The 14,806-nt window shown below is 25.7% G+C and carries 14 protein-coding genes; 1 reads left to right on the forward strand and 13 read right to left on the reverse strand.

Features of this window, described 5'->3' with window-relative positions; genetic code table 11:
* Nucleotides 1-89: 89 nt before the first annotated feature.
* The 11 genes from I4U66_RS05395 to I4U66_RS05445 form a co-directional block, all read right to left on the reverse strand.
* Complete coding sequence (locus I4U66_RS05395; protein WP_195928580.1) at nucleotides 90-2,171, reverse strand: ABC transporter permease; 2,082 nt, start codon at nucleotides 2,169-2,171, stop codon at nucleotides 90-92.
* On the reverse strand, nucleotides 2,161-2,928 hold the full coding sequence (locus I4U66_RS05400; RefSeq protein ID WP_092922675.1) for an ABC transporter ATP-binding protein: 768 nt from the start codon (nucleotides 2,926-2,928) through the stop codon (nucleotides 2,161-2,163). Before I4U66_RS05400 ends, I4U66_RS05395 begins: the two co-directional genes overlap by 11 nt.
* 98 nt (nucleotides 2,929-3,026) lie before the next feature.
* Nucleotides 3,027-4,037 carry a sensor histidine kinase gene (locus I4U66_RS05405; protein WP_092922672.1) on the reverse strand — a complete coding sequence of 337 codons (1,011 nt, stop codon included), beginning with the start codon at nucleotides 4,035-4,037 and terminating at the stop codon, nucleotides 3,027-3,029.
* Nucleotides 4,034-4,702 (reverse strand): response regulator transcription factor, encoded by a 669-nt coding sequence (locus I4U66_RS05410; RefSeq protein WP_092922669.1) that lies wholly within the window; start codon nucleotides 4,700-4,702, stop codon nucleotides 4,034-4,036. The genes I4U66_RS05405 and I4U66_RS05410 overlap by 4 nt, the downstream gene beginning before the upstream one ends.
* A gap of 196 nt (nucleotides 4,703-4,898) precedes the next feature.
* Complete coding sequence (locus I4U66_RS05415) at nucleotides 4,899-5,798, reverse strand: sensor histidine kinase (RefSeq protein ID WP_092922666.1); 900 nt, start codon at nucleotides 5,796-5,798, stop codon at nucleotides 4,899-4,901.
* A 30-nt stretch (nucleotides 5,799-5,828) separates the two neighbouring features.
* On the reverse strand, nucleotides 5,829-6,608 hold the full coding sequence (locus I4U66_RS05420; RefSeq protein ID WP_092922663.1) for an ABC transporter permease: 780 nt from the start codon (nucleotides 6,606-6,608) through the stop codon (nucleotides 5,829-5,831).
* Nucleotides 6,601-7,521, reverse strand: a complete 921-nt coding sequence (locus tag I4U66_RS05425) for an ATP-binding cassette domain-containing protein (protein WP_092922660.1) — start codon at nucleotides 7,519-7,521, stop codon at nucleotides 6,601-6,603. The genes I4U66_RS05420 and I4U66_RS05425 overlap by 8 nt, the downstream gene beginning before the upstream one ends.
* A 124-nt stretch (nucleotides 7,522-7,645) precedes the next feature.
* Nucleotides 7,646-8,341 carry a response regulator transcription factor gene (locus I4U66_RS05430; RefSeq protein WP_092922657.1) on the reverse strand — a complete coding sequence of 232 codons (696 nt, stop codon included), beginning with the start codon at nucleotides 8,339-8,341 and terminating at the stop codon, nucleotides 7,646-7,648.
* Between the two features lie 244 nt (nucleotides 8,342-8,585).
* Nucleotides 8,586-9,071: a hypothetical protein gene (locus tag I4U66_RS05435; protein WP_166504754.1), complete on the reverse strand. Its 486-nt coding sequence runs from the start codon at nucleotides 9,069-9,071 to the stop codon at nucleotides 8,586-8,588.
* Between the two features lie 358 nt (nucleotides 9,072-9,429).
* Nucleotides 9,430-10,347, reverse strand: coding sequence for a metallophosphoesterase (locus tag I4U66_RS05440; protein ID WP_195928581.1), 918 nt, complete (start codon nucleotides 10,345-10,347; stop codon nucleotides 9,430-9,432).
* Nucleotides 10,334-11,293, reverse strand: a complete 960-nt coding sequence (locus I4U66_RS05445) for a DUF4474 domain-containing protein (RefSeq protein WP_195928582.1) — start codon at nucleotides 11,291-11,293, stop codon at nucleotides 10,334-10,336. The genes I4U66_RS05440 and I4U66_RS05445 overlap by 14 nt, the downstream gene beginning before the upstream one ends.
* A 650-nt stretch (nucleotides 11,294-11,943) precedes the next feature.
* Here I4U66_RS05445 and I4U66_RS05450 point away from each other — a divergent pair.
* Nucleotides 11,944-12,105 carry a hypothetical protein gene (locus I4U66_RS05450; RefSeq protein ID WP_166504752.1) on the forward strand — a complete coding sequence of 54 codons (162 nt, stop codon included), beginning with the start codon at nucleotides 11,944-11,946 and terminating at the stop codon, nucleotides 12,103-12,105.
* A 371-nt stretch (nucleotides 12,106-12,476) separates the two neighbouring features.
* Here I4U66_RS05450 and I4U66_RS05455 read toward each other — a convergent pair whose 3' ends face one another.
* Nucleotides 12,477-13,652 carry an amidohydrolase gene (locus I4U66_RS05455; RefSeq protein WP_166504751.1) on the reverse strand — a complete coding sequence of 392 codons (1,176 nt, stop codon included), beginning with the start codon at nucleotides 13,650-13,652 and terminating at the stop codon, nucleotides 12,477-12,479.
* 602 nt (nucleotides 13,653-14,254) lie between these two features.
* Complete coding sequence (locus I4U66_RS05460) at nucleotides 14,255-14,686, reverse strand: MarR family winged helix-turn-helix transcriptional regulator (protein WP_092922642.1); 432 nt, start codon at nucleotides 14,684-14,686, stop codon at nucleotides 14,255-14,257.
* Nucleotides 14,687-14,806 lie beyond the last annotated feature (120 nt).

The following is a 14,806-nucleotide window of genomic DNA, read 5'->3' on the forward strand; positions in this document are numbered from 1 at the left end:
GTAAAAAATTCTAATATACTTATTTAGTTAATTTTAAAAAATATAACTATCATAGATAATATATTTTAAATTTTCTTATTATCCCTTTCTTAATTTCTTATATTCCTCTTAAAAGTATAATATGTTCCAATAAAGTAACTTACATAAATAATTACCATAATAAATATACCTGTACTCATATTTAATACAAACATACTATCTCCAATATAAGCACTAATATAGGATTCATATATTAAATAAAAATTATATATAAATACTACAAATCCTATCATGCCTATTATTACAGGAATAGTAAAATACACACTTATTTGCTTTAATACTATTTTATTAATTTCATTTTCTTCTATCCCCAGTTTTCGTAAAACATTAAATCTATCTTTATGTTCTATTGAATCTGTAAGCTGTTGAAGAGCAAGCACTGTCAAACTTATCATAAGTAAAACTGTACCTAAATATAATCCTAAGATTCTCATTCCTAGAGTAAAATTTATAATTTCACTAGTTTCTGCTGATTTAATTCTTCCGTGTATAAAATAATAAGATCTATCATATTTTTTCATTAATTCTGGATTATTTTCTTCAAACCACTTCGGTATATACTCTAATTCAAATTTAGTAGCTTCTTCATAACTTAGCTCATTATTAGATGTAATAAATAAATCTACCCCTGCACTTACAAGATCTTTACATATATCATCAGGTAATATAATAATATTTGTAGTAGGATAATTATATATACCTTCTCCTAAAGTTTCTTTATAATATGCATCTTTACTAACTTTTAAACTTTTTCCTTCTACATTTATAACTTTATTTTCTTCTATATACTTGTCAATTTCTTGCTGATCAGTAGTATTATCCCATTGAGTTGTATATTCATCATTTTTTAAACTTATTGTATCATAACCTTTCATACTTCTTAGTTTATTAAAATCACTTAAACTTATAGCTAAGGCAGGCTTTTCTCTATTATCTCTTATGTAAAAATCTTCTTTATTTATACAGTACTTTTCTAATTCTTCATACTCATTAATATCTAAACCAGAGTTTTTTAGATAGTCTATAACCTCTGAATAATTAAACTTTGGCATATCTTCTATTTTGTTTATACTGTACTCTTTCTCAGGTCTATATGAATATTCACTCCTTAACTCTATATCAAAAGGAAGTCTATAATCTAAGTACCCTAAAGACCACTGAGAGATTAATAATGTAAGTATAAAGCTTATTGAAGCACCTAAAAATGTTAATGATATAGTAGCCATAAGTATTGGAGTTGTTCTTATTTTAGATACTATTGTTCCTAATAAAAAAAGATTTGTACCTTCATAGCTAAATTTTTTGTGTTTTTCTTTTATTCTTATAAGAATATATGATATTGAGTAAAATAAAGCATAAGTTGCTATTATAAATGAAACTATTGAAATAACTTCTGCAAACATCATTTGATTTGCACTAATTAAATGATTAGTGCTATTTATTCCTTTTTTAATATTTATAATAAATTTAATTGAATATATAAATATACCATATAATATTAAAGATATTAAAAATACTATTGAATAAACTTTTTTACTTTTTTTAAACTTAAATTCACTTATTTTACTATTATTCATCATATCTATAAGCTTTAACTTATTTAAAACTCTAATATTATAAATACCTACTACTAAAAACATTCCTATAAAGAATATAAATGTTATAAAAACTGTGTCTAAGTAAAGTTTAAATGAAAATACTATTTCTTGTTTAGCACTTATATATACCATAGCTGTAACAACTTGTGAGAAAAGTGTTCCAATAAATATCCCACATGCTATGGATAATATTCCAACTATCAACATTTCTACAAAAAACATAAGTGCTATACTCTTTTGCTCTGCTCCTAATAATATATAAGTAGCAAATTCTTTTTGTCTTCTTTTAATCATATATTTACTTACATATGCAACAAGTATTGCTAATAATGCTGTAATTATATAAGTTGAGTATTTTAACATCTTTTTTAGAGATTCAAAGTTGAAAGTATCCTCAGTTATAAGTTCATAACTAGAACTTGATAAAGATGTGAAAGCATAAAACAAACTTACACACATTGTTATAGTTATAAAATATATTAAGTAATCTTTAATAGATTTTTTTGCATTATTTATGGCTAATTTAACGTACATCCCTTACATCACCGCCTAACAATGCAACTACATCTAATACTTGATTAAAAAATTGTTTTCGTGTATTATTTCCCTTTACTAATTCTGTAAATATCTTTCCGTCTTTAATAAACAAAATTCTATCACAGTAACTTGCCGTAAACGAATCATGTGTTACCATTAATATTGTTGCATTAAAATCCTTGTTTAGACTTGATATCATCTCTATTAGAATTTGAGCCGACCTAGAATCTAGAGCTCCTGTTGGTTCATCTGCAAGTATTAGCTTTGGATTTGTTATCAATGCTCTTGCACAAGCTGTCCTTTGTTTTTGACCACCTGATACTTCATAAGGATACTTATTTAGTATTTCTATTATTCCCAATTCTTTTGCTACAGATTTTACTTTATCGTCTATTTCATTTTTATTAGTTTTATTTATTGTAAGTGCTAAAGCTATATTTTCATATATTGTTAAAGTATCTAATAAATTAAAATCTTGAAATATAAATCCTAGATTTTCTCTTCTAAATCTAGCTATATTCTTTTTATTTATTTCAGTTAAGTCCTGCTTATTTAAGTAGATATGACCAGAACTTACTTCATCAATAGTTGCTATTAGGTTTAATAAAGTCGTTTTTCCTGAACCAGAAGGTCCCATAACCCCTACAAACTCACCTTCCCTCACATTAAAGCTTATATCATCAATTGCCTTAAATATATTTCCCTTATTTCCATAGTATTTTTCTATACTATCAATTTTTAATATTTCACCCATATTTATCACCTCAAGGTTATTTTATATGATTTATCCTTGTTTTGATTTGATTTAACCTTTCATTAATGTTACGTTATTGTAACGTTAAGAGGTAATTATTAAAATTTAGAAAAATTTCCTTTTGGAAAAATAATTCTAACTTTTGTACATTTGTCTTCTTTTGATTCTATTTTTATTAATAACCCCAACTTATCACATAAATTTTTACACAAATATAATCCTATCCCTGTTGATTTATAATTTAGGCGACCTTTATTACCTGTAAACCCTTTATCAAATACTCTATCTATTTCATAACTAGGTATTCCTATACCATTATCATAAATAATTAATTCAACTGCATTTTTTATTTCATTAGTATATATCTTTATGGTAGGATTGTTATCTCTCCTATACTTTATTGCATTTACTATAATTTGATTTACTATAAACTCTAACCATTTACTATCGCTATATACGCTTTTATTAATATCATCTATCTCAATATTTATATTATTAAGTATAAGCACTTGCTTATTTTTAGTGATAACTCTATTAATGCACTCATCTAAAGATATTTCTTTTACTAAATAATCCTTTTCTACATCTTCACTTCTAGCATAAAATAATGCTTGTTCTACATATGTATCTATTTCCTCTAACTGCTGAAGTACTAGTCTTGACGTAGATGTTTTATTGTTTTCTTCTATTAATTTAATAGCTGAAATAGGTGTCTTAACTTCATGTACCCACTTTTCTATATATTCTTTATAATCTTTTCTTTGTTTTTTTATTGTGTTTATTTCGTCTCTCATAGATTTACTCGCCTTTTTTAAAGCATAGTAATATGGCATTGCCTCTATATACTTAGGTTCTTTTATTATTTCACTTAGTAAATATTTTTTATCTGTGTTTTCAATGTATTTATTTATTTCATCAAAATGTTTTCTTATAGCCTTATATTCATACAAAAGATATATTAATAATACTATGATCCATGTTATTGCCACTATTTTTATAACTTTAAAAGGGTTTCCTACACTAAATAAAAATATTGATAATGTTATCAAAGATATAATGTTTAAGCTAATTATACCTATCCTTTTGTTTAAATAATCTTTTATATTCATACCATATAACCTTGTCCTCTTTTAGTTATTATATAGTCTTTTACCCCTAACTCCTCTACCTTACTTCTTATTCTCGTAATGTTAACTGTAAGAGTATTATCATTTACAAATAATGCACTATCCCATAAATACTCTAATATATCTACTCTTGAAACTATCTTACCTTTGTTTATAAGTAAGTAATGTAATATTTTAAATTCATTTTTTGTAAGCTCTACTGATTTATCATTTTTTTCTATTGTGCTTTTTAATATATTTAATGTTATTCTATTATGTTCTATATTATCTATTGTTTTTTCGTTAGGATATGCTCTTTTTAGTAATGATGCTATTCTTGCTAGAAGTATTTGTGTATTATAAGGCTTTGTTATAAAATCATCGGCTCCTAATGTTATTCCCATAAGTTCATCTATATTTGTATTTCTACTAGTTACAAATATTATAGGAACTTTTGAAAAACTTCTTATTTCTGTACAGATTTTAAAGCCATCTTCATCTGGTAAATTTATATCTAGTAGTATTAAATCTGGATTGTATTCTTTCACTTGCTTTGTAATACTATTAAAATCATTTACCTTTATTGTTTTATATCTGTTTAAATCTAATAAATTATGAATTTCATTTCTTATTAGTTCGTTATCCTCTATTATCATTATAGTAAACATACTTTTTCTCCATATATTATCATATTATATTTGCCTATGTTTAATTATATATTATATTAGACTAGCTTAACTACTTTATAAAATAAAAAACACATTGATAATATTCTCAATGTGTTTTTTTAATTTCAATGGTAGAGATGATTCTCAAAAATCATACCCACGATAAAATTATTTAAGTAATTAATTTTTCATATATTTAATATATCTCTGATAAAAACTTTATTCTAAATATAATCCATTCTTTATCCATATCAACATCAATTTCACCATTCATAGATTCAACTAAAAGCTTGGTTATTGTAAGACCTAAACCAGAACTATCACTACTTCTTGATTTATCCTTCATATAAAATCTATTAAACAGTAAGTTTAACTCATCTTTATTAATATCTTGGACATCATTTTTAAACTCAATAATAACTTCTCTACCTTTATTGTTTATTGACATACAAAAATGACTCTTACTATACTTAATAGAATTTTGAATTAAATTATTAAAAACTCTTTTAATAGCACTTTCATCTAACCTTACTAATACTGGATTTTCATCTAACTTTAAATCCACTTCAATATTTTTCTTTTCAAAATCATTATAAAATACCAGTATATGCTCTCTTAGCTCCTTATTAATATCTATAATTTCCATATTTAAATTATAATCATTATTTTCAAACCTACTTAAATCATAAAAATCCTGAATTAAATGTTGAAGAACCTTAGCTCTTTTTTCTACAATACAAAGGTAATCTTTCTTTTCTTTAGATGTAATAGTTTCATCATTTATTAACTCTAAATATCCCCTAATAGAAGTTAAAGGTGTTCTTAAATCATGAGAAACATTTTCGATTTCTTTTCTAATTTCTTCTTCTCTTTTTATGTACTTTAATTTACTTACTTGTGTATCTTCTAAATACTGATTTATTTCAGATAATAATTTCTCAAAATTCTTATCTGGATGATTTAACTTAAGTTTACGATTTGTATCTATATTTTCAGAAATATATTTAAAGTCCTTAACTGATGTTTTAATATTTCTAGAAAGCAAGAAAAAGCGTACAGAAAAATACACACTTGGTATTAATAAAATTACTAACATTCATTCCATCATCCACACGCCCCTTTTTATCTATTTTATTTCTTTTTTCTTAAACATAATTAATCCTAATGTATAAAATAATACAACTCCTATAAATCCTACTATAAAACATCTTACAAAACCATCAGTAGTATTCCATGCCATGATTATTCGATTAGTATTACTGTCAAATGTAGCATTTCCAACTATATTCCAAGGTAGCCATCTTGCTATTTTACCTAGTATATCTATTTTTCGTCCAGCCATTGATATTAATAGTGGCACAAATACTATAAAAATTGACCAAAATGTCACAGCTATACTCTCATTATCAAATATGAAGTAAAAACAATGAGCAGCAGTCATACTAACCAATAACAGTGGAAAGCATGCTACTATTGCATTTATAAAATCTTTTAAATATACTATACCGCTATCCTCTAGCATTACGTATGCAGCTATAACGTATGCACTACTAATTAATATTAAATTTATTGTACAAATTACTACTTCTACTAAAAATTTGCCTAAATATATTTCACTTCTTGAAATTCCAAAGGCAATAGAATTTTTAAGTGTAGAGTTCTTAAATTCTTGACCAAAAATTAATGAAACTAAATAAATAGATATAAGTATTAATAATCCCATATAAGTATAAAAACTACTAAGAGAATATTTTGTATTTCCATACGGAAAATTCACTTGGCTTTGTGCAAATAAACCTAAGGCTACATTTATAAATATTACAAATGCTATACTTCCAAATAAAAATATATAATTTCCTTTAGTATTTATATTTCTGTAAAATTCACTTTTTATATAATTAAGCATTGCAATATCCCCCAATCAAAGACATATAATAATTTTCAAGATTTATAGTTTTTTCTTCTATGCAATTTAATCCAATTCCATTTTTAACTATAAGCTCACTTATCTTTTGAGGGTCTCTATTTCTATCAAATAACTGTATTATATCATTAGGTAAAACCTTATAATCACTATAACCTAATTTTTCTTCTAATAGTGCAGTTAACTTATTGGCATTAGTAACTTTAATTTCTAAATAGCTTTTACATTTTTCATTAAGTTCAGTTGAAGATATTTCTTTGACTAATCTTCCCTTATTTAAAAATCCATAGCAAGTTGCAATATTTGATAGCTCTAAAAGTATATGACTTGATATAACTATAGTAATATTTTTTTCCTTATTTAATTTTAATAGTAGATTTCTAATTTCAATAATTCCTGATGGGTCTAAGCCATTAATTGGTTCATCAAGTATTAATAACTCTGGTTCTGTCATAATAGCAAGAGCTAATCCTAGTCGTTGCTTCATACCAAGAGATAATTGATTAAATTTTTTCTTTTTAGCATGACTCAAATTAACATCTTCAAGAGCTTTAATAACTTTGTCTTTTCCTGGTATACCTCTTTGAATACGATAATACTCCATATTTTTTTCAACAGTAAGATTAGGATAAAAACTTGGCGATTCAATAATAACACCTGTATGTTTTCTAACTTCATTTAATTCTTTCTCATCTGAAACTGAGAAAAGTTCAAAACTACCACTACTAGCATGTGACTGCCCAGATAATATTCTAAGTAAAGTAGTCTTACCTGCTCCATTATCACCTACTAAACCATATATATCACCTTGTTTTACATTAATATTTACATCTAACAATGCATCATAATTTCCATATTTCTTAGATAAATTATACGTTTTTATAACTTCCTTCATATATTTCTCCCTCTTTATTTAAGCAGTATTAAGTACCATTTATTAACTAACTTACAATAACTATGATATAAAAATTTTTTTAATAAATATTCAAGAAAGTTTAAAGAAAGCATAAAGATTTTTATTAATTATTATTTAATTTAAATCCTATTCCCCACACTGTTTTTATGTAATCTTCATCTTGTGATACTGATTTAATTTTTTTTCTAATATTGCTAATATGAACATTTACAGAGTTATCTTCCCCATAGTATCCATTTTTCCATACTTGTTCATACAATGATTCCCTTGAATATACCTTATCAGGATTTTTAATTAAAATGCTTAAAATATCAAACTCATGACCAGTTAAATGTATCTCTTCTCCTTTAACCTTTACTTTTCTTGTTTCTTCTTCTAAAGTAAGATTTTTAAATTTGTATATTTCATTTGATTGTGTACTTATTTCATACTTTCTATATCTTCTTAACTGTGAGTTTATTCGAGCTATTATTTCTTCTGATTCAAAAGGTTTAGTTATATAATCATCTGCTCCTATATTCAAAACATTTACTTTATCTTTTAAAGACGTTTTTGCTGAAATTACTATTATTGGTATTTCTTTTTCATCTCTAATTTTACTGATTATCTCTTCTCCGCTCATACCTGGTAACATTAAATCTAGTAGCATCAATTTAAATTCTGATATAGATAGTTGTAACAGCGCTTCACTCCCTGAAAATGCCTGCGTTACTTTATAGTTCTGTTTTTCTAGTGTTTTTGTTATTAGGTTATTTATATCTACATCATCTTCTACTACTAAAATGTTCTCTTTGTACATATATACATTCTCCCTAACTTGTATTTTATTTTATAATATCATACTTTATATTTGCATACTAAAAAAAGATATTAGCTAAGTAGCTAATATCTTTTCTTTGATTTCAATATTGTAGACGATTCGCAAAATCAAACCCACAATCAACTTATACTATTATTTCTATTTTATTACTTAAGTCACCTATACTCTCTATGAGCACAACATAACTCATTAAATTATCATTTCCCCTATTATTAGATTTAATCTAAAATGCACATTCTATAAGATTAATATTTCTATATTCTACAGCCATTGGTACAAATCTAATTCTACTACCTTCACAAGATATCCTAAATCCTTGAATACTTCTTCTATCAGCTCTATCTACTAGCATAAAGAAATTAGAAGGAGTAAAGCCTCTTCTCATTACTATTCTAACTACTGCCATTCTCCTACAATTATTTATAGTAAATTGACCACCACCAGGTGATATAAAAGGAGTAGGAGATTGCCCACCACCAGGTAATGTAAAATTTGGATCGTTACCTGTTTGTGCATAGACATTATCATCGTCATATTCATCATAATCCTCGTAATCTTCAAGAGACATAGGAGGTTCAAATAAGTTAGCAACTTCTGCGTATTCATTTTTTATATCCGCATCAGGATATGCATTTTGTAACTCTCTAAGATATACAGCCATAAACTTGTAATAATTTTCCCAATAATCTTGCCAATAATTTCTGTCCATTGTTGATTCCCCTTTTTCTGATATAAATATTGTTCTCTATATTATATGTAAATACTAGACAATGGTTCTTATTTATGTAAGATAATTTACCTTAAAAATTCCATATATACTATTTGCTTATAATATGATAATAAAAAATAAATAGATTAAAAAAATATGTATAAAAAACCTATATTTGGATATCTATATAGATTATACTGTCCATTCATTAAAGAATTACCTAAAGCATTAACTAAAATATTAATACCTTTTATATTTGATTTTGCCATTCTTATATCATAATACTTTTCCTTTTTAATGTAATACTAATGCTAAAAAAGCTGACTCCTTATCAATACAGGAATCAGCTTTTAAATACTTAAAAACTTTCTACTTTTAAATTTCTTACAAAGTAATCTTCTAATTTTACTGGTCCTTTTAAAACTTTTTTTCCTACATACATACTACTATCTTCTCTTGTCATAACACTCCATTTCACCAAGCTAATACAACCACATTCAATCTCTATAGCTGTAATAGCTGTTGGATGTATGCAACTTCCTGAATTAAAGTACATAGCTTCATCTAAGTTAGCAAAGCTAGGTCTATGAGTATGACCTGCAATTAACATTATGTTATTCTCTTTTGACCATGCCATCAGTTGTCGTTCTATTCTATTTTTCTTTTTATAATTTTTAGCTGCTCTTGTAGGGTCATTAAATCCCCATATCTCTAGTGGTCTCCAGATATAACGAACTAAAAACCTACCTAGCTTCCATAGTCTATCATTAATCAAATCTCCTTGATGACCATGTACAAGAAAGGTTCTATATTGATTATTGTCTTCATTTTCTAGAATTATTCCTTCATATGCTCTTATATAATTGAATAATGAAAAAATATCTTTTCTTATTCCACAATAATATCCTTTATAATGACACTCTAAAAATTCTGTATAACTTTTTTGCATATCATGATTACCATAAATCATATACATTCTGTTTGACTCATAAAATTTAGATAGTAATTCAAATGTACTACTGTGTACTTCCATAATTTGTTCCATAGATCTGTTTTCCCAAAGTTCATCTCCATCACCTAATTCAATGTAAGTAAATCCTTTTTTATAGTAGTCATTAAGTGCCGCGAAAAATATATATTGGTTTTTTATAAAATTATCTCCTAAATTTCCGCTACCCCTATGACAATCACTCATTATGACAAATTTTGAAGAATAATCATAAGGAATAACTTTAGAATTTTCATAGATTTTGGATAAGCGTTTATAAATGCTCATTACTTCTCATCTCATTTCCACTTATATAAGATGAAATCACTTTATAAGATTTTTTTAATTTTTTCATTCTATTTTTACCTGCAATCAATCTAAGCAAATTAGGATAGTATAATCGTAAAAAATCAATTTTATCTATTGTACGTTCAAAATCTTTAGTAATTAAATTGTATATCTTACAGTAAGTTTTATTCATAAATTGGATAAAAGGTATTATTAATTTATAACGATTATATGGTTGATCAGATTTAGGTTTATCAAAATTAAAATAAATTATATTCTTAGTTATTTTAATTTCATCTTCTTTATAACCTGCTCTTTTTAATCCACCAAGAAATGCATCTTTCATAATTGAATTTGGAAAAATTATTCTAATTTTCATTGATAAGTTATTAGGATTAGAAAATACACCTACATCAAAACCTGTTAGCCACCAATGATAATCTTGTCTTTGAAATAATTCTTCTTCATTTATTTTAAGCTTAAAATCCATATTTAATAGTTCTTCATCTGATACGGCTTCGAAAAAAGGACCTGAAAAAATACCTGGTATATTAATATCATCCATTTCACTTACATATATACCAATTTCACCACCAGTAGTCATTCCATACTGACCTTTCCAAAGTTCAATAAGCCATCTTCTATTATCATATTCAAAATAAATAGGCTCGCTATCAATAATCATATTTAAGGTAGGTGCTGCTTCATCATAAAACCTACAATATCCTACTTCTCTTTGCCAAGGATACATATTTGAACATATAATATCATTAGTTTTATCATATACAAAACCATATAACTCTAGTGCATTATTAATATCTTTAATTTTTTCTTCATCACTTCTTTGTAACACATTATTAATAACTTGTTTTCTTTGTATTATCCATATATATAAGAGTAAGGCAAGTATAATTATAATAATAACTATAGTCCATTTTAACTCCATATACTCAACCTCCATAAACAATATGTTTCATATTATTATATTTCTATATATCATTTTTTGTTACATTTTTAAATTTTTTGATAATAAACAATCCATAATCCAAACAAAATAGATAAAAATATAAATATGTAATATGTATTATCCCAAGATATGAAGAAATGAGAAAAACAGATAGATTCCATCTAAAAAATAATTGTATTTGTCGCAGCCTTTATACAAAAAAATGTCCTATTAAAGTGATAGAAATGCCCAATATGAAGTCCACTTGGGTAAAAGATAAATGTATTCTATGTGTAGGATTCCTTCACCTATGCTAAAAATCTTCAATTCAATATAGCAAAATACTAAAAAATATAGATAGTTTATTTCATAAAAAGTATGCAACCTCACTATTTTCATAGCATTAAAATTTCAATTTTTAGGATAAGTATATATTATAGTTTAATTTCTATTTGACATTTTGAAAATTCCTTATATCTGGTAAAACTACCTTAATCCTATCCTCATTTTCATGTAATTCGATAATTAACATCCATATTATCTACAAATTAATTAAACTAATTCTAGCATTATTAATAAAAAATTATTTTTATTGATTATGTATATTACGATACCTTTCTGCCAATAATATTTTCGAGGAGGTGATAATCATGATAAAGTCAAACAACAACGACAATAATAGAAACAATAACAACAACAATAACTGCAATAACAACTGCAACAACAACAATAATAGAAATAATAACGAAAATAATAGAAACAATAATAACTGCAACAACAACGAAAATAATAGAAACAACAACAATAGATAGTTTTATTGACAAAACTTACATAGAAGTTAGTAAAGCAAGTTCTATGTAATTGATAAGCTGATAGCAAAGTCATTATAAAATTGACTTTGTTATCGCTTTATTATAAAAATTATAAGAAAATTTTAATTATTATTCTACTTAATAAATTATTCAAACCAATCCTTTCTACCACAAAGTTTAACCAAGCTAACTTCATCAAGTAAATTCCCGAAATTCTTACCTACAATCTTATTCAAAATTAATATAATTTCTATTTGCTATAATACATACTATTAATCTATATAATATATTTATCTAAAACTATTAATAATTAATATAAAAAAGTAGATAGCTTGTTATATAAAACTATCTACCATTCTTATTTTTAATAGCTAATTATCTATATCTTTTGCTTCATAAACTATTTCACCATCAATTATGGTATACATTGTTTTTGTAAATACCTCCATTGGATTCCCATCAAAAATTGCAATATCAGCATCTTTTCCTATTTCCAGACTTCCAACTTTATCTGATACATTACATATTTCTGCCGCATTTATTGTAATTGCTTTAAGTCCCTCTTCTATTCCTAGTCCTTCTCTTGCTGCAAATCCAGCACAAATAGGTAAATCTTGTATTCTTGTAACTGGATGATCAGTAGTAATAGCTACTTTCACACCAGCCTTGTGTAATATACCAGCTGTTTTAAAATCTGCATTTTGAGTCTCTATCTTATTTCTTATTGCTAATGAAGGTCCAACTATTGCCGGAAATCCAGCTTCCTTAATCTCTTCTGAAATTAGATGTCCTTCTGTACAATGATCTAAAGTTAATCTTAAATTAAACTCTTTAGCTATACGGATTGCTGTTAAAATATCATCTGCTCTATGTACATGTGCTTTTAAAGGAATCTCTCTGTTAATTACAGGTAACCAACACTCTCTCCTAAATACCTCATCAAAACTATCACCATTTTTCATAGCATTTTTTTTGTTTTGATTATATTTTTGAGCTTCAAACAATTCCTCACGTAAAAGTGCAGCTATTGACATACGAGTTGATGGCATCATATTTTTTTGATTATAATTTGTTTTTATATTTTCTCCAAATGCAATTTTCATTGCTGCTGGTTCAAGGACAGCCATGTTATCTATTGTTCTACCATGAGTTTTTATAAAAACAAACTGTCCTCCGACTACATTTGAACTTCCAGGTCCTACCATTACTCCTGTAATACCAGCAGTCAAAGCATTATGAAAAGCTGAATCCATAACATTAATACCATCTAAAGCCCTAAGATATGGTGTAATTGATTCATTTGTTTCATTACAGTCATTGCCTTCAAATCCTTTTCTTTCTTCTTGAATTCCAATATGGCAATGAGCTTCTATTATGCCTGGCATAACCCAACAATTTTCTGCATCAATTATCTTACAATCCTCATTACTATTTATATTAATATTTTCTCCAATTTCTACAATCTTTTTATCTTTTATTAAAATAGATCCACTATTATAATTTTTATCAGCCATGGTTATTATTTTCCCATTTTTTATTAATAGCATAACCTTTATTCTCCTTTATAGACTAACTTATTATATTCGAACTTATTATTAACTAATATTGCTTCTGAATCTTATATGTAATAACTAGGATATTTTATTATCAAAATATTTATTTTATTTGTGTTAATCATACTAGTTAATATTACTGAGTATAACTATGTAATATATTATTCACAATCCTTAAATTTATATACGCATCTATTTGTTAATTTTTAGTTCATGTTTTGGGTTTATCTGAAATGATAATAAAAGCTAAAACCAATGGTCAAACCCCTGATTTCAAAGATTTTTCATTGCATCACTTGGATTTTTTAATAAAAGGCATAATAATATAACTTTGGGTCAGAAGTACTTGCAAGTATATTAAGGTGACAAATCTTTTACGTTAGTATTTATTTTAATTTTATTTAGCATTTCTTTACAACAAGCTATTTTCACAAGCCATACTCTCTTACTTATGATATAGTTTTTCCGTATCTACTTTACGGAGCGTGTTTTTATTATATAAAGTAACTTTTTAAGTCTTTTATTACACCTTGCTTTTTGGGTATTCTAAAATATAACCTAAAGAATTTTATATTAGAGTTAGTTTTGCACAATACTTATTTTGCAAACCAATTTTCACTTAAACACTCTTTTAATATTTTAAATTTATCCTCACCTATAGAATTTATAATATTTGTTTCAAATTCTTCTTTTAAAATTAATGTCTCTCTACAAAATCTTGATCCCTTTTCAGTTAAAGAAAGTATCTTGTCCCTAGAATTTACGTCTTTATTTTCTATAATAATATATCCTCTTTCAATTAAGCCTTTTGCGCATTTATGAGCTCCTTGGCGTGATATTCCTATTATCCTTCCAATCTGTGCCACTGTTAATTCATTTCTTTCTACTAATGCAATCATATACGATTCTGTATCACTAACCCTTTCTTCTCCCCTTTCAACCCAAGTTTCTATTACCATTTTTCTAAGCTTTGCGTGTTTTTCACTTATTAAATCTATTATATTTAAATTTTTAAAATATGAACTCATATAAATACTCCTTTATTTTAATCAAATCTATCTATATTATATAATTTTTAAAATAAATAATACAACTTTAGTCAACCTAGTTGACATTATAGAGTTAAAAATGATACTATACATTAGTCA

Source organism: Romboutsia sp. D33t1_170424_H2, from assembly GCF_015669105.1.
GTDB classification, from domain to species: Bacteria; Bacillota; Clostridia; order Peptostreptococcales; family Peptostreptococcaceae; genus Romboutsia_C; species Romboutsia_C hominis.

Coding starts and splice junctions, on each gene's coding strand:
- I4U66_RS05445 (WP_195928582.1), bottom strand. CDS start 11,293: ATGGAGTTAAAATGGACTATAGTTATTATTATAATTATACTTGCCTTA.
- I4U66_RS05430 (WP_092922657.1), bottom strand. CDS start 8,341: ATGTACAAAGAGAACATTTTAGTAGTAGAAGATGATGTAGATATAAAT.
- I4U66_RS05435 (WP_166504754.1), bottom strand. CDS start 9,071: ATGGACAGAAATTATTGGCAAGATTATTGGGAAAATTATTACAAGTTT.
- I4U66_RS05415 (WP_092922666.1), bottom strand. CDS start 5,798: ATGTTAGTAATTTTATTAATACCAAGTGTGTATTTTTCTGTACGCTTT.
- I4U66_RS05455 (WP_166504751.1), bottom strand. CDS start 13,652: ATGCTATTAATAAAAAATGGGAAAATAATAACCATGGCTGATAAAAAT.
- I4U66_RS05440 (WP_195928581.1), bottom strand. CDS start 10,347: ATGAGCATTTATAAACGCTTATCCAAAATCTATGAAAATTCTAAAGTT.
- I4U66_RS05425 (WP_092922660.1), bottom strand. CDS start 7,521: ATGAAGGAAGTTATAAAAACGTATAATTTATCTAAGAAATATGGAAAT.
- I4U66_RS05405 (WP_092922672.1), bottom strand. CDS start 4,037: ATGAATATAAAAGATTATTTAAACAAAAGGATAGGTATAATTAGCTTA.
- I4U66_RS05460 (WP_092922642.1), bottom strand. CDS start 14,686: ATGAGTTCATATTTTAAAAATTTAAATATAATAGATTTAATAAGTGAA.
- I4U66_RS05420 (WP_092922663.1), bottom strand. CDS start 6,608: ATGCTTAATTATATAAAAAGTGAATTTTACAGAAATATAAATACTAAA.
- I4U66_RS05400 (WP_092922675.1), bottom strand. CDS start 2,928: ATGGGTGAAATATTAAAAATTGATAGTATAGAAAAATACTATGGAAAT.
- I4U66_RS05450 (WP_166504752.1), top strand. CDS start 11,944: ATGATAAAGTCAAACAACAACGACAATAATAGAAACAATAACAACAAC.
- I4U66_RS05410 (WP_092922669.1), bottom strand. CDS start 4,702: ATGTTTACTATAATGATAATAGAGGATAACGAACTAATAAGAAATGAA.
- I4U66_RS05395 (WP_195928580.1), bottom strand. CDS start 2,171: ATGTACGTTAAATTAGCCATAAATAATGCAAAAAAATCTATTAAAGAT.